The 13,929-nt window shown below is 62.6% G+C and carries 14 protein-coding genes; 10 read left to right on the forward strand and 4 right to left on the reverse strand.

Annotation, left to right across the window (positions count from 1 at the left end; all coding sequences use genetic code 11):
- Positions 1-7: 7 nt before the first annotated feature.
- From CAG34_RS03600 to CAG34_RS03610, 3 genes are all read right to left on the reverse strand, one after another.
- The gene (locus tag CAG34_RS03600) at positions 8-1,234 is read right to left on the reverse strand and encodes an MFS transporter (RefSeq protein WP_075045557.1); all 1,227 of its coding nucleotides are present in this window, start codon (positions 1,232-1,234) and stop codon (positions 8-10) included.
- A gap of 340 nt (positions 1,235-1,574) precedes the next feature.
- On the reverse strand, positions 1,575-2,450 hold the full coding sequence (locus CAG34_RS03605) for a universal stress protein (RefSeq protein WP_085588047.1): 876 nt from the start codon (positions 2,448-2,450) through the stop codon (positions 1,575-1,577).
- 201 nt (positions 2,451-2,651) lie between these two features.
- Complete coding sequence (locus CAG34_RS03610; protein WP_085588050.1) at positions 2,652-3,590, reverse strand: LysR family transcriptional regulator; 939 nt, start codon at positions 3,588-3,590, stop codon at positions 2,652-2,654.
- A 143-nt stretch (positions 3,591-3,733) separates the two neighbouring features.
- Between CAG34_RS03610 and CAG34_RS03615 the strand changes: the two genes are divergently transcribed.
- The 4 genes from CAG34_RS03615 (at position 3,734) to CAG34_RS03630 (ending at position 7,699) form a co-directional block, all read left to right on the forward strand.
- Positions 3,734-4,876 (forward strand): iron-containing alcohol dehydrogenase, encoded by a 1,143-nt coding sequence (locus CAG34_RS03615; protein WP_085588052.1) that lies wholly within the window; start codon positions 3,734-3,736, stop codon positions 4,874-4,876.
- A 45-nt stretch (positions 4,877-4,921) separates the two neighbouring features.
- A complete protein-coding gene (locus CAG34_RS03620; protein ID WP_085588054.1) occupies positions 4,922-6,265 on the forward strand; it encodes an MFS transporter in 1,344 nt (447 codons plus the stop codon).
- A 306-nt stretch (positions 6,266-6,571) separates the two neighbouring features.
- Positions 6,572-7,357: a 2-keto-4-pentenoate hydratase gene (locus CAG34_RS03625; protein WP_085588056.1), complete on the forward strand. Its 786-nt coding sequence runs from the start codon at positions 6,572-6,574 to the stop codon at positions 7,355-7,357.
- 108 nt (positions 7,358-7,465) lie between these two features.
- A complete protein-coding gene (locus CAG34_RS03630) occupies positions 7,466-7,699 on the forward strand; it encodes a hypothetical protein (RefSeq protein WP_085588058.1) in 234 nt (77 codons plus the stop codon).
- 289 nt (positions 7,700-7,988) lie between these two features.
- On the opposite strand, the gene CAG34_RS03640 is transcribed toward CAG34_RS03630, so the two are convergent.
- Complete coding sequence (locus CAG34_RS03640) at positions 7,989-8,366, reverse strand: termination factor Rho (RefSeq protein WP_085588063.1); 378 nt, start codon at positions 8,364-8,366, stop codon at positions 7,989-7,991.
- Between the two features lie 289 nt (positions 8,367-8,655).
- Between CAG34_RS03640 and pstS the strand changes: the two genes are divergently transcribed.
- From pstS to CAG34_RS03670, 6 genes are all read left to right on the forward strand, one after another.
- Complete coding sequence (gene pstS, locus CAG34_RS03645; RefSeq protein ID WP_085588065.1) at positions 8,656-9,687, forward strand: phosphate ABC transporter substrate-binding protein PstS; 1,032 nt, start codon at positions 8,656-8,658, stop codon at positions 9,685-9,687.
- A gap of 72 nt (positions 9,688-9,759) precedes the next feature.
- Positions 9,760-10,725: a phosphate ABC transporter permease subunit PstC gene (gene pstC, locus CAG34_RS03650; protein WP_023661148.1), complete on the forward strand. Its 966-nt coding sequence runs from the start codon at positions 9,760-9,762 to the stop codon at positions 10,723-10,725.
- Positions 10,725-11,618 carry a phosphate ABC transporter permease PstA gene (gene pstA, locus CAG34_RS03655; RefSeq protein ID WP_024086822.1) on the forward strand — a complete coding sequence of 298 codons (894 nt, stop codon included), beginning with the start codon at positions 10,725-10,727 and terminating at the stop codon, positions 11,616-11,618. The genes pstC and pstA overlap by 1 nt, the downstream gene beginning before the upstream one ends.
- 75 nt (positions 11,619-11,693) lie before the next feature.
- Entirely contained in the window at positions 11,694-12,455 is a 762-nt protein-coding gene (gene pstB / locus CAG34_RS03660; protein WP_218191899.1) for a phosphate ABC transporter ATP-binding protein PstB, read from the forward strand.
- A gap of 93 nt (positions 12,456-12,548) precedes the next feature.
- On the forward strand, positions 12,549-13,247 hold the full coding sequence (locus CAG34_RS03665) for a hypothetical protein (protein ID WP_085588069.1): 699 nt from the start codon (positions 12,549-12,551) through the stop codon (positions 13,245-13,247).
- On the forward strand, positions 13,247-13,846 hold the full coding sequence (locus CAG34_RS03670; RefSeq protein ID WP_025339573.1) for a hypothetical protein: 600 nt from the start codon (positions 13,247-13,249) through the stop codon (positions 13,844-13,846). Before CAG34_RS03665 ends, CAG34_RS03670 begins: the two co-directional genes overlap by 1 nt.
- The last annotated feature ends 83 nt before the right edge of the window (positions 13,847-13,929 follow it).

Raw genomic sequence — 13,929 nt, forward strand, 5'->3', positions numbered from 1 at the left:
TGGCTGCTCAGCCAGGTTGCGCCGCCAGGCTGTTGCTGACGTTACGCCCCAGCACCAGCACCGTAGCGAAACCGCAGCCCACCAGGGCCGTGGCCAGGCTCAGCAGCACCGAGCTGCCCAGCTGGTCGACGATCCGACCGCCGAAGAACGAGCCCAGCGCAATGATCACCTGGAACATGGCGACGAACAGCGGCATGCCGCGTTCGACATCCTTGGGCGCGACGACGAACATCCAGATACTGGCGCAGGCCGGGAACGCGCCGAAGGCGAAGCCCCACAACCCGATCAGCATCGCTGCACCGGTCATGCCGGTGGCGAAGTGAGGGAACAGGGCAGTGCTGGTGCCGATCATCAACGCTACCAGCAGCAGGGTGTGACGTACGCTGCGGTTGGCGGCGAAACCGGCGAAGATATTGCCGAATACCCCAGCCACGCCATAAAGCAGCAGCAACGAGCCAATGGTCGGCCCATCGAAGCCGGAGCTTTGTTTGAAGAAGGGCGCGACATAGGTGTACGCGGCAAAGTGCGCCAGGCCGATCAGCAACACGGCAATCAGGCCAACCCGCGCCTGTGGGTTGATGAACAGGGCCGGCAGGTCGCTGATGCGGATGGCCTTGTCCGGGTTGAGCCGCGGGAGCAACAGGATCTGCGCCAGCAGCACCGGTACGCCCAGTAGCGCGGTTACCAGAAAGGTCATGCGCCAGCCCATCAGGCCGCTCAACCAGGTGCCTACCGGCACGCCCAGCACGGTGGCCAGGGTTACACCGACCATGATGATCGAGGTGGCCTGGGCTACGCCCACGCCCTTGGGCGCCAGGCGACCGCTGAGGGCAATGGCCGTCGCCCAGAAGCCGCCGATACTCACGCCCAGCAGCACGCGGCCGAACAGCAGCAGGTTGAAGTCACTGGCGTAGGCCACCACCGCGTTGGCGATGATCATGATCAGCGTCAGGCCGATCAGCAGGTAGCGACGGTCCAGGGCGCCAATGCCCACCGACAGTAGCGGGGCGGCGAGGGCGGCCATGATGCCGGGCAGGGTAACCATCAGGCCGGCGTGGCCTGCACTGATGCCGAGGTCGCTGGCGACATCGTTGAGTACACCCACCGGCAGGAATTCGCTGGTCACCAGGGCGAAGGCGCCGACGGCGACCGAAAGGATTGCCAGCCACTGCTGGCTGACGCTTTGTTGATCATGTTCGGGGAGGCCGCTAGGGGCCTGGCTGGCACTTGGCATGGTATTGGATTCCAAGAGAGGGATGTCGCCTGAAGCAGGCGCAAGGAGCGGGGGAAATTTGCTGGCGATTATAGGGGGCGCTTTTGCCAGGCCAACATGCGGGTCGCTCGATAGTAATCATCAGCGCAATCGATGAAACGCCTTGCGCAGAGCGCCCGCTGTCGGAGGGGAGAATGCTGTGGTGCTTGAAACCAGAAAAAACTGAGGGCGCTACGGTCGTGCCCACAACCTGAAGGCCAGCGTGATCCATGTGGGAGCGGGCGAGCCCGCGAAGCAGGCGCTGCGGTAGATGGCACAGGCTTCGGTGGAGGACACGTGCGTCCTCCACATCACTTGCATTCTATGGCGACACCAGCACATCGCACTGGGATTCGTTCAGCACATGCTTGGTTACACTGCCTATGAGCAGCTCTTCAAGCGTGCTTTCCCCTTGCTTGCCAACCACGATCAGGTCGCATTCCAGCTCTTGTTCCTGCTCGGCAATCCGCCAGCCAGGGTCGCCATGCACCACGATCTGCCGAGCATCTGCCACTCCGGCGGTTTCGCTCAAGGCCGCGAGCTGCTTCACCGCATCCTTGCGGATGACATTGCGGTAGTGTGCAAGCGTGTCATGGTCGATGTGGGCGAAGCGCATGCTGCCTTCGAACGGCGCTTCGTACACATGCAACAGAATGATCTCGGCCTGCGGGGCAATGGCTTTTGCCAGTTCGATGGAACGCAGTGATGAAGGCGAAAAATCAACTGCAACCAGCAAGGTCCGGTAGGCATCGCGTGGCGCCTGCTTGACCACCAGCAAAGGGCAGGGCATGCGGTTCAGCATCTTCTGCACAGTGGAGCCCAGCAGCAGGCGCCGCGCCACGCTCTGGCCCTTCGCTCCGCACACCAGCAGGTCGCTGCGTTTATCCTGCACCACACGGGTGATCTCCGTGCTCACCGAGCCGTGCGCGACCTGCACGCCAGCGGCGATGTCATGGCGCTGGAACAGCATTGCAGCCAGTGCGCGAATTTTTTCGCCTGCGGTATCCAGCACGCGTTTCAGCAGGTCGTCACCCGGTGCCACCAGCTGTTTCAGGCGCTCGAAGGGGGCCGGGTTGGCAACGTACAGCAGGTCCAGGGATGCCTGTTGCTCCTGGCTCAGGTACGCAGCGCGTTCTGCCGCGTTGCGGGCAGAAGTGGACAGGTCGGTGGCTACCAGTATGTGGTTCAGCGGGCTCATGTGGGGCTCCTTGTCCAAAGCCGCGCACAGTGATCGATGGCGATGGCCTTGAGCACAATGCGCATGGCGGTTTTCGATTCGTTCCTTGCTGACAGCCATCGTCTCGCGAACCGGGGCCGGCGGCTTGATATGCGTCAATGGAGTGAAGGACCGAGCCCGAGCTGACCACTTATGCGCACCACCTCAATGCCGGCGAGCTGCCTAGGTAGTAGTCCGGGCGGCTCCCGGCAGCAGCAGTTCGGCGAGCTTGTCCATGGCCGGTGTCGCCTGGCTGCCTTTGCGGGTGACCAGCTCGTACGGGTCGCTGACCGAGCCCATGGTCAGGGGCAGAATGCGCACCTGTTGGTTCATCGCGCATTGCCGGGCCACATCGATCGATACCAGTGCCACGAAGTCGGGGCGGTTCTGCAGCAGCGACAAGGTCGCCAGGATCGAGGTGGTTTCCACCAGGTGCAACGGGAAGCGCAGGCCGGCATCGTGGAATTCGCGCTCCAGCTGTACCCGCATCGGCATGTTGGCCCGGTACACGATCCAGCGGCTCTCGGCCAGGTCTGCAAGGTTCAGGTTTTGCGCGTGCTTGAGCGGGTGGTCGATATTGGCGATGACCGCCAGCGTCTCGTCCTGGACAAACCTGCTGGCAAACAGTTGAGGGCTATTGCTCACGCTGGTGCGGCACAAGGCGACGTCCAGGCGACCGCTCTCGATCTGTGCCAGCAGCGACTGGCTGGTGTCTTCGATGATCTCGAACGACATCTGCGGCTGGATGCTCGCCAGCTGCGACACCGCCCTCATCAGCAATGGCACCGCGCCCATGATTGCCCCCACCGCCAGCCGGCCGCCGACCCCGCGCAGGATGGCATCCAGGTCATGCCGCAGGTTTGAAATGTCCGTTTGCACCACGCGCGCGTAGCGGATGGCGCAGTGCCCGGCAGCCGTGGGCTCCAGCCCGCGATTGGTGCGGTTGAACAGCACCGTGCCGAAGGTGGTTTCGATTTCCTGCAACGCCTTGCTCGCTCCGGGCTGGGTAAGCCCGACGCTGCTTGCCGCGCCGAGCAGCGAGCGGTGCTCGTCCAGTTCGATGAGCAGGCGCAGGTGGCGGGCGTGGAGCCTGGACATGATCGAGTTGAGTGAAGGGGTCATCTGGTATGCGTCCGGGTTATACCGATATGGATTGTTCTCAATACCATGGCCAGGCGCGCATTCCTATACTGGCGCTGCACGGTGTCGCATCCAGTGCGGCGGAACCGCCCATAACAATAGCGCCAGGAGGCTGTGAAGGCCCTATGTCCCTGATCAACTACATCACCCAGATCCAGTTCGATATCGGCGCCATTGCGCGCCTGCCTGCCGAGTGCGAGCGCATTGGTATAACCAGGCCTTTGATCGTGACGGACCGTGGCGTGCGTGCTGCCGGTATCGTCGATGTGGCCTTGAGCACCTTCAGTGACAGCAGCGCGCAATTGCCGATCTATGACAGCACGCCGCCCAACCCGAACGAGAACGCCGTGCGTGAAGCAGTTGCCATGTTCCAGGAGTGTGGCTGTGACGGGATCATTGCCATTGGCGGGGGCTCGGCGATCGACCTGGCCAAAGGTGTGGCCGTGTGTGCCAGGCACGACGGCCCATTGAAAAGCTTTGCGGTGATCGAAGGCGGCTTGGCCCGCATTACGGCGGCAACCGCACCGGTAATCGCCGTGCCGACCACGGCGGGCACCGGCAGCGAGGTAGGGCGGGGCGCCATCCTGATTCTCGATGACGGGCGCAAGGTGGGCGTGATCTCGCCCCACGTGGTGCCCAAGGCTGCCATCTGCGACCCGGCGCTGACCCTTGGCCTGCCGGCGCAACTCACCGCCGCCACCGGCATGGACGCCATTGCCCACTGCCTGGAAACCTTCATGGCGCCTGCATTCAACCCGCCCGCCGACGGCATTGCCCTGGACGGGCTGTGGCGTGCCTGGCGCTTCATCGAAGCCGCCACCCGCGAGCCCGGCAACCTGGATAGCCGCGTCAACATGATGAGCGCCTCGCTGCAAGGCGCCCTGGCATTCCAGAAGGGCCTGGGCTGCGTGCACAGCCTCAGCCACGCACTGGGCGGCATCAACCCACGGCTGCACCACGGCACCCTCAACGCGATCTTCCTGCCCGCCGTCATCACCTTCAACCGCAAGGCCGAGACGGTGCTGAACGAGCACAAGATGCAACGCATCGCCCAGGCGATGGGGCTGGCCGACGAAGGCCAGATCGAAGACGCGATCCGCCACATGACTCGTGCGCTGGGCCTGCCGACCGGGCTGCGCGAGCTGGGCGTCAGCGAGGAGCTGTTCCCGCGCATCATCCAGGGTGCGCTGGCCGATCACAGCCACCGCACCAACCCGCGTGAAGCGTCTGCCGAGGACTACCAGTGGCTGCTTGAAGCATCCATGTAGCTCACTGATCCGCTGTTCAACCAATAACAACAAAAGTGAACGCCCATGACTACCAAATATGCGCAAGCCGAGCTTGGTCGCGAGCCTGAAGCGATCGCGAGCTCGAACCCGTTCAGGAAGTACCAGGTCATCACCGTCAGCCTGCTGCTGGTGATTGGCATCATCAACTACGTCGACCGCAGCGCGCTGTCGATCGCCAACACCTCGATCCAGCGGGACATGATGATCACGCCGTCACAGATGGGCATTCTGTTGTCGGCATTTTCCCTGGCATATGCCTTTTCCCAGTTGCCGCTGGGCATGATCATCGACCGCCTGGGCAGCAAGATTTCGCTGGGGGCTGCACTGCTGGGCTGGTCGGTGGCGCAGACGGCCTCTGGCCTGATCAACAGTTTTTCCGCGTTCATCGGGCTGAGGGTGGTGCTGGGGATCGGCGAGGCGCCGATGTTCCCGTCGGCGGCCAAGGCGCTGGCGGAGTGGTTCGAAGCCGAGAAACGCGGCACGCCGACCGGCATCGTGCTGTCATCGACCTGCATCGGGCCGTGCATTGCGCCGCCGTTGCTGACGCTGCTGATGGTCAACTGGGGCTGGCGAGGCATGTTCATAGTCACCGGGGTGTTCGGCATCCTGGTCGCCGCTTGCTGGTTCGCCTTCTATAAAAGCAAGGAACGTTACTTGGCCGAGTTGCCTGCCGAGGAGCGTGAACGCCTGCTGGCGGCCCAGGCGCAGAAGCAGACAGTGGCAACGGCCAGGCCGAGCATGAAGGCACAACTGGCGGCATGGGCCGAGTTGTTCCGGCACAAGAGCACCTGGGGCGCTGTGCTGGGCTTCATGGGGGTGATCTACATGCTGTGGCTGCACCTGACCTGGTTGCCGGGCTACTTCGAGCGTGAGCACGGGCTGAGCTTGTACAAGACAGCCTGGGTGGTGTCACTGGCCTACGTTTTCGGCGCCCTGGGCACCATTGTGGCGGGCCGTGTGTGCGACCGCCTGGTGAAGAACGGCGCCAGCGTGCTGGGTAGCCGCAAGCGGGTAGTGGTGAGCGCGCTGTTCGCGGCGGCGGCCTTCACCGTGCCGCTATCGTTCGGCAGCGGCTTCATGCTCAGCGTGGCCCTGCTGTGCTGCGCGTTGTTCAGCGTGAACATGGCCAGCTCCACCGCCTGGATGATTGCCAACACCGTCGTGGATAGCCGACGCGTGGCCTCGTTTGGCTCCATCCAGAACTTCGGCGGTTACCTTGCGGGTTCGGTGGCACCGATCGTGACGGGGTTCAGCATTCAGCAGACCGGGTCGTTTGCCTCGGCGTTCCTGATCAGTGCGGCGGTCGCGGCGGTGGCGGCGATGGCCTACGTATTGCTGCTGAAGCAGCCGGTGAGTACCGGTCAGTAATCGCAAGGATACGCAACACCTGTGGGAGCGGCCTTGTGTCGCGAAAGGGGGGCGAAGCGCCCCCAGGATCTTCGCATCATTGCGAAATCGCCGGGGCCGCTCTGCGGCCCTTTCGCGACACAAGGCCGCTCCCACATCGACCGCGTTGGCTATCAGTCATGCGTAGTACCTGGGGGCGCTGGCTTGTCGGAGACAAGGGAGTCATAACGGTTTGTGATGCCAGGCATCATGACAATATATTTATCCTTATCAATGCCACGCTCTAGCATCTGTTGCCCGCCATCGCCCATCAATCACGAGGTCTTGATGAACAATTCGCTCTTCATTCCCCAGCGTACCGCGGCATTGTTGCTGCAGCACTGGCTTAGCGGTGAGCTGCTGGCGGAACTGCCCGCCAGCCTCAAACCCGAGACGTTGAAACAGGGCTATGACAGCCAGGACGAGTTGTTTGCGGCCGCCGCAGGCCAGCGTGCCGGGTGGAAGCTGGGTGTCGGCAGCCCCGCGGCCATGCGGGCGGCCAATTTGTCCCGGCCCTTGATTGGCCAGTTGGAGGCGGGGCGCTGTCATGCTGGTGGTGTGCATATCCGGTTGCCGGCCGTTACGCCGGTAACCGTCGAATGCGAGGTCGCCTTCGTGCTGGATCGCGATATTCCACCCCAGGTTGGGCGGGTGCCGGCCAGCGAAGATATTCGCGCTACCTGCGTCACCTTCGAAGTGGTGCGCTCGCGCTTCGTCGATCGCAAGATTGTTGGGTGGCCAAGCTTCGTGGCGGACAACGTTGGGTTTGAAGCGCTGGTGATTGGCAACAGCCTGGCAGCAGGCATCGATGTGCCGTTGCTGGCTGACCTGGCCGAAACCACCGAGGTATACGTAGACGGCCAGTTGCGGGCGCGGGGCTTGTCTGGCGATGCGGCGACCGACCCGTTGGCATCGCTGGCCCACCTATATGCGCATGCCGCCGAACGTGGCCAGACCCTGAAGGCAGGCGATGTGGTGACTACAGGGGCCATGTGCCAGCCATTCGACCTGAACGAAACAGGGCATCAGGTTAGCGCCAGGTATCTTGGCCAGGAGCTGTTGTTTACGCTGTAGCGATGCCCCAGCCTTTTCGCGGGTAACCACGGCGTTGCGATTGTTTGTATGAGTCACCTTGATGCTTTCCCTTAGTGGTACTAATACTAAGAGACTGCCGGGAGGGGGATGAACATGCAGACGCGCTTTGTTGTGGTTCCCGCTGTGCCGCTCAAGAAAGAGATTTACCCGCGTAGTCTTGGCTTTCCCGCGACGTTAGGGGAGGGTTATGACCTTTATGACACACAAGAAAAGCTGCGCCTGACCTTCAACTACCCGACACGCGCCGAGGCGGAATTCGTATGCGCGTCCCGCAACAGTTGCCGGGATGCCGACGCGGCGGATATCGCCGGGATTGGTTGATGCAGTTGAAGCTTCGCGGACCATGAGTGCGATGCGGTCCCTGTGGGAGCGGGCGTGCCCGCGAACACCGGCGTAGCCGGTGCCATGCACCGCGTTGCATTCTTCGCGGGCTCGCCCGCTCCCACAGGAATCGCGCCTGGCCCAGGGTTGGCGCCATTCCTGTAGAGGCCATGGCCTTACCCAAGGATATTGAAGCCTGCACGGGTCTATGTGGGAGCGGGTTCACCCGCGAACACCGGCGTAGCCGGTGCCATGCACCGCGTTATATTCGCCGGGCCGGGGGCTTGTGTCATGCGTGTTTGAGCGCTTCCACCAATTGCGCCTTGGTCATGGTGGAGCGCCCCTTGATGTCTTTGCTGCGCGCTTCCTTCATCAGGCTTTGCTTGCTCTGGGTTTCCAGGGAACTGCCCGATGTGCGGGAATGACCTTGGCGTGACTTCGCCGCCCGTTTGGCCGAGTCCGAGCGGGCAGTTTTCTTCTCGCTGGAAGAGGTGGTCTTGCCCGAGCCGCCTTTCTTCTCGCCACCACCGGACTGTTTGTTGACGGTGGCCCAGGCGCGCGCTTCGGCCTGGTCTTTCGGCACGCCTTTGTGCTCGTAGCTTTCCTCGATATGTTCGGCCTTGCGCTTCTGCTTGTCGGTGTACTTGTCCTTGTCGCCGCGTGGCATGGCATTCACTCCCGTCTGGTTTGCATGAGCGGTTGAATGCCGCGGCAACGCCCGAGTGCCCGGTAATCGACCAGCGGTGTCAGGAAACCGGTTGCCCACTCGAAACAGTCATTCAACCGACACATCGAGGCCTTAGGGTTGAGACAGGAACCCGTCCAGGGCTCTGCTCACTGATGTTGCCGTGATGGCGCCGCCAGGCGGCTCTACCGTGCGGCTTGCCATTCATTGGTCACAAAGCTGTAACATTGCTGCTGCAAAGTGTGCCGGCCATCACACGGAGCGCTTTTCGATGATACGCCTGATGAAGTCTGCTGCACTCGCCGTTGCCGTTTCTCTTTGCGCCACCTCGGCATCCTTTGCCGCAGAGAACGTCCGCCTGACCGGTTCCGGCGCCAGCTTCCCGGCACCGATCTACCTGACCTGGTTCAAGGCCTTCAGCAAGGAAACCGACGGTGTCACCGTTGACTACCAGTCCAAGGGGAGCGGGGCGGGTGTTCAGGACTTTCTGAACAAGACCGTCGACTTCGCCGCCAGCGACTCGGCAATGAAAGACGAAGAAATCGCCAAGGTCGGCGAGGGCGTGCAGTTGCTGCCAATGACCGCCGGTGAAATCGTCCTGGCTTACAACCTGCCAGGCAACCCTAAAGGGCTGAAGCTGCCACGCGATGTGTACTCCAACATCTTCCTCGGCAAGATCACCCAGTGGAACGACCCGCAGATCATCGCGGCCAACCCTGAGCTGAAACTGCCAGCCACCCCGATCACCGTGGTCGTGCGTGCCGACTCCAGCGGTACCACTGCGGTATTCACCAAGCACCTGTCGGCCATCAACGCTGACTTCAAGCAAGCGCTGGGTGAAGGCAACACCGTCAACTGGCCGGCCAGCGACAAGTTCATCAAGTCGCCGAAGAACGACGGCGTAACCGCCACCGTCCGCCAGACCCCAGGCGCCATCGGCTACATCGAATACGGCTTCGCCAAGCTGGCCAAGGTCGACTTCGCCCAGCTGCAGAACAAGGCCGGCCAATATGTCGTGCCGAACGCCGAGAGCGGTGCCGAGGCGCTGGCTGCGGTGAAGATGCCGGAGAACCTGGTGGCCTGGCTGCCTGACCCGGACGGTGCCAAGTCCTACCCGATCACCTCCTACACCTGGATGATCTTCCGCAAGGACAACGATAACCCGGCCAAGGCCAAGGCCATGCGCGAAATGGTCGAATACAGCCTGACCGAAGGCCAGAAGATCGCCGATTCGATGGGCTACATCCCGCTGCCAGCGTCGGTTGTCGATCAGGTACGCAAAGCGTCCGCCAACATCCAGTAACACGCCCAGGCGCTCCCGGTGTGGTCTGGCGGCCATGCCGGGTGTGTTTGCCCTCTGTCCCGGAACTTGCCAATGAACACTCCTTTTGCCATCCCGGCTAACCCCGACTCCGCGTGCCAGCCACCGTCTGCGAAAGACTTCCTGGTTGATCGCACCTTCCGTGCGCTTGCACGCATCGGTGTGGTGCTGGTGCTGGCGCTGGTCTTCGCGCTGGTCTACGAAGTGGGCCGCAAGGCACTGCCAGGCATCGAGAAGCACGGCTTTGACGTGCTGTTCGGCAGTGTCTGGGACGTCAACCAAGGCAAGTACGGTATTCTGCCAGCGATCTGGGGCACGCTTTACAGCGCCCTGATCGCCCTGTTGATCGCCGGTTTCTTCGGCGTCAGCATGGCCATTTTCCTGACCCAGGACTTCCTCCCGGCCCGGCTGGCGGCGGTGTTCCGCACCATCGTCGAGCTGCTCGCTGCCATCCCCAGCGTCGTCTACGGCCTGTGGGGGATCTATGTGGTCATCCCGGCCATTCGCCCGCTGACCACCTGGCTGAACAGCGAGCTGGGCTGGATTCCCTTTTTCGGTACTTCCCTGAGCGGCCCAGGGCTGCTGCCTGCCGCGCTGGTACTGGCGATCATGATTCTGCCGACCATCGCCGCCGTTTCGCAGGACGCCCTGACCAGCGTGCCGATGAAGACCAAGCAGGCCGCCTACGGCCTGGGCGCCACCCACTGGGAGGCCATCCTCAAGGTGATGGTGCCATCGGCAGCCACCGGCATCTTCGGTTCGCTGGTGCTCGGCCTGGGCCGTGCGCTGGGTGAAACCATGGCGCTGGCCATGCTGGTGGGTAACGCCAACAACATTTCCCTGTCCTTGTTCGCCCCGGCCAACACGCTGGCGGCCTTGCTGGCCCTGAACTTCCCGGAGGCCGGCCCGAACGAGATCGAGGTGCTGATGTACGCGGCACTGGTACTGATGTTCATCACCCTGGCGGTGAACGTACTCGGCTCGATGATCATGCTCTACGCCCAGCGGGGTAACAAATGATGACCAACCTCACCACCCCTGCAAACGCGTTGCCCAGCCTGCAGCGCAAGCTGGAAGGCCGTTCCCTGCGCAGCCTGGTATTGACCACGCTGGCATGGTTCGCGGCGCTGGTGGCCAGCGTGCCGCTGATTTCCGTGCTGTACATGCTGATCACCCGCGGCGGCGCACGCCTCAACCTGGAGGTGTTCACCGAGCTGCCGCCCACCGGCTTCGAGATGGGCGGGGGCTTTGGCAACGCCATGGCCGGTACTTTCGTCATGGTCGGCATTGCTGCAGCCATCGCCGTACCGGTCGGTATCCTGGCCGCGGTGTTCCTGGCCGAACTCGGCCCGGACAGCAAGCTGGCCAACGCCGCGCGCTTTGCCGCCAAGATGCTCACCGGCCTGCCGTCGATCCTGGCCGGCGTGTTCGCCTACGCCCTGGTGGTGATGACCACCGGCACCTACTCCGCCCCGGCAGGTGGTGTGGCCCTGGCGGTACTGATGCTGCCCATCGTCGTGCTGACCGCTGAAGAGTCGATGAAGATGGTGCCCAAGATCATGAAGGATGCCGCCTACGGCATGGGCTGCACCCGTGCCCAGGTGATCTGGAAAATCGTCCTGCCCACCGGCCTGCCGGCCATCCTGACCGGCGTCATGCTGGCCGTGGCCCGTGCCGCCGGCGAGACCGCGCCGCTGCTGTTCACCGCGCTGTTCAGCAACTACTGGATCCTGCATGACGGCGACCTGGCAGTCATGAACCCGACGGCCTCGCTGGCCGTACTGATCTACAACTTCTCCGGCATGCCATTCGACAACCAGCTCGAGCTCGCCTGGGCGGCCTCGCTGGTACTGGTGATGATCGTGCTGGTAATCAACATTCTGAGCCGAGTATTCGGCAAGCCCAAGTATTGAGAAAGGGAGCATCCGACCTTGAACGTATCCACTGCGCCAAAAGCCGCTCCCGTGGTCAGCGAAGCCCCCATCGTCATGGACTGCAAGCTGGACAAGATCTTCTACGGCAACTTCATGGCCGTTCGCGACAGCCATGTGCCGATCCGCAAGAACGAGATCACCGGTTTCATCGGGCCGTCCGGCTGCGGCAAGAGTACCGTGCTGCGTAGCCTCAACCGCATGAACGACCTGGTGAAGGGCTTCCGCTTCGAAGGCCATGTGCACTTCCTGGGCCAGGATGTCTACGGCAAGGGCGTCGACCCTGTGGTGGTGCGCCGCTACATCGGCATGGTGTTCCAGCAGCCCAACCCGTTCTCGATGAGCATCTTCGACAACGTCGCCTTCGGCCTGCGCCTGAACCGCTACAAGGGCGACATCGGCGACCGCGTCAAGCACGCACTGCAGGGTGCCGCGCTGTGGGACGAGGTGAAGGACAAGCTCAAGGTCAGCGGCCTGGCCCTGTCCGGCGGCCAGCAACAGCGTCTGTGCATCGCCCGCGCCATCGCCACCGAGCCGGAAGTGCTGCTGCTGGACGAACCCTGCTCGGCACTCGACCCGATTGCCACCCGCCGGGTGGAAGAGCTGATGGTCGAGTTGAAGAAGGACTACACCATCGCCCTGGTGACCCACAACATGCAGCAGGCGATTCGTGTGGCCGACACCACTGCGTTCTTCTCGGTCGATATCTCCAAGGGCACCCGTACCGGTTACCTGGTCGAAATGGCCCCGACCACACAGATTTTCCAGAACCCGCGTGAACAGCTGACCGCTGACTACATCAGCGGCAAGTTCAGCTGAGGCCGTACCTGCCAAGGTGGCCGGGTGTTGCAGTCAGGAAGGCTGCAACACCCGGCCGCATTACCTTCCGCCAAGTGTTACCAGGGATTTCCAATGCCAGCGACGCGTCGTCTTGATCTGCCAGCGGTAGAGCGCGCACTGCGTGAGGTGCAGGCCCGCTTTGCCGAACTCAGCCAGCATTTCACCGAACCGCGGGACCCATTCACCGACGAGGTGCTGCTGAATGTGGTTGAAGGCTATGCCCTGATTGACGACTATGTCGCCCGGGGTGTCGACCTTTTCGACCTTCAGCAGCTGAACCTGATGCTGGAGATCAATGCCACCGTGCTGTGCGGCAGCGACCCGGCACGCAGGCTGGAATTTGCCCCGCACCTGGCGGCGACCGAGGCGCACTTTTTCAATAATGTGGAGGGCGGCATCAAGGACCTCTACAACTGGTATTGCTCGTATGGCAGCGACTCGATCTGGAAGCGTGCGGCGGGTGTCTACGTTCGAATTCTGAGCAAGCCGCAGCTGTTCATCGAAGGCAACAACCGCACAGGGTCGCTCATTGTCAGCTATTTGCTGATGCGCGCGGGGCTTCCACCATTCGTGCTGTCGCTGGACAACGCCGAGGGTTACTTCAACCCGTCCTCGGTCATACGCAACTCCGCCAAGCATGGGGTCAAGGCTTTGTACGAACTGCCCAAGATCAAGAAAAAGTATGCAGCTTTCCTTGAAGCGCACGCGCCCGAGCCCGGCAAGTTCTTCCTGGGCGGCACATCCATGCCTGCGCGCGAGAGGTGCCGCTGATGCAAAGCCCTTCTTTGTTCCAGCGCGGGCGGCAAGCCATCGAGCGCACGTTCAATCGCCCGCAGGTACGCATTTCGTTCGATATCGACGACACGCTCGCCTGCCAGGCCGACCACGCCGCCGCCGAGCACAGCAAGCTGCCGGCGTTCGTCCACCGCTGGTTGGGTGAACCCCTGCGCAGTGGCACGCGCTCGCTGATCCGCGACCTGCGCCGCCAGGGTTGCAGCATCTGGATCTACACCTCGTCGGGGCGCACGCCGTCCTACATCCGCCGTTGGTTGATGCTCTACGGTATCCGCGTCGATGGCGTGGTCAACAGTGACCGGCACCAGCATATCCTGGCCGTGAACGGGCTTGAGAATGCGCCCTCGAAGTTGCCGTCGGCCTTCGATATCGACCTGCATGTCGATGATTCCGAGGGCGTGCGGCTGGAAGGCGTCGACCACGGGTTTCGCGTGGTGGTGGTGTGCCCCAAGGATGAGAACTGGGCGCAGAAAGTGATGGATGCGGCAGTCGATGTCCAGGCACAGCTGGCCTGGCAGCAACCGCACCGCTATGAAATGCCGGTACGGCAGCGTTCGCAGGCCCTCGCTTCCTGAGGGCTTCAAGGTACTTTTCTGGTTACGCCTCTTCGCTACTTGTTGCCCCCCACCTCCATTCGCGGCTTCCCATTTTCAGCTTC

The sequence above is a fragment of the Pseudomonas sp. B14(2017) genome, assembly GCF_002113255.1.
Classification (GTDB): Bacteria; Pseudomonadota; Gammaproteobacteria; order Pseudomonadales; family Pseudomonadaceae; genus Aquipseudomonas; species Aquipseudomonas putida_Z.

What these genes read in the sequence shown, in the direction of transcription:
- CAG34_RS03630 (WP_085588058.1), top strand. Translation starts at nt 7,466, where the DNA reads ATGAACATGCAGACGCGCTTTGTTGTGGTTCCCGCTGTGCCGCTCAAG.
- CAG34_RS03610 (WP_085588050.1), bottom strand. Translation starts at nt 3,590, where the DNA reads ATGACCCCTTCACTCAACTCGATCATGTCCAGGCTCCACGCCCGCCAC.
- CAG34_RS03620 (WP_085588054.1), top strand. Translation starts at nt 4,922, where the DNA reads ATGACTACCAAATATGCGCAAGCCGAGCTTGGTCGCGAGCCTGAAGCG.
- CAG34_RS03625 (WP_085588056.1), top strand. Translation starts at nt 6,572, where the DNA reads ATGAACAATTCGCTCTTCATTCCCCAGCGTACCGCGGCATTGTTGCTG.
- pstA (WP_024086822.1), top strand. Translation starts at nt 10,725, where the DNA reads ATGACCAACCTCACCACCCCTGCAAACGCGTTGCCCAGCCTGCAGCGC.
- CAG34_RS03670 (WP_025339573.1), top strand. Translation starts at nt 13,247, where the DNA reads ATGCAAAGCCCTTCTTTGTTCCAGCGCGGGCGGCAAGCCATCGAGCGC.
- pstC (WP_023661148.1), top strand. Translation starts at nt 9,760, where the DNA reads ATGAACACTCCTTTTGCCATCCCGGCTAACCCCGACTCCGCGTGCCAG.
- CAG34_RS03665 (WP_085588069.1), top strand. Translation starts at nt 12,549, where the DNA reads ATGCCAGCGACGCGTCGTCTTGATCTGCCAGCGGTAGAGCGCGCACTG.
- CAG34_RS03615 (WP_085588052.1), top strand. Translation starts at nt 3,734, where the DNA reads ATGTCCCTGATCAACTACATCACCCAGATCCAGTTCGATATCGGCGCC.
- pstS (WP_085588065.1), top strand. Translation starts at nt 8,656, where the DNA reads ATGATACGCCTGATGAAGTCTGCTGCACTCGCCGTTGCCGTTTCTCTT.
- pstB (WP_218191899.1), top strand. Translation starts at nt 11,694, where the DNA reads ATGGACTGCAAGCTGGACAAGATCTTCTACGGCAACTTCATGGCCGTT.
- CAG34_RS03600 (WP_075045557.1), bottom strand. Translation starts at nt 1,234, where the DNA reads ATGCCAAGTGCCAGCCAGGCCCCTAGCGGCCTCCCCGAACATGATCAA.
- CAG34_RS03640 (WP_085588063.1), bottom strand. Translation starts at nt 8,366, where the DNA reads ATGCCACGCGGCGACAAGGACAAGTACACCGACAAGCAGAAGCGCAAG.
- CAG34_RS03605 (WP_085588047.1), bottom strand. Translation starts at nt 2,450, where the DNA reads ATGAGCCCGCTGAACCACATACTGGTAGCCACCGACCTGTCCACTTCT.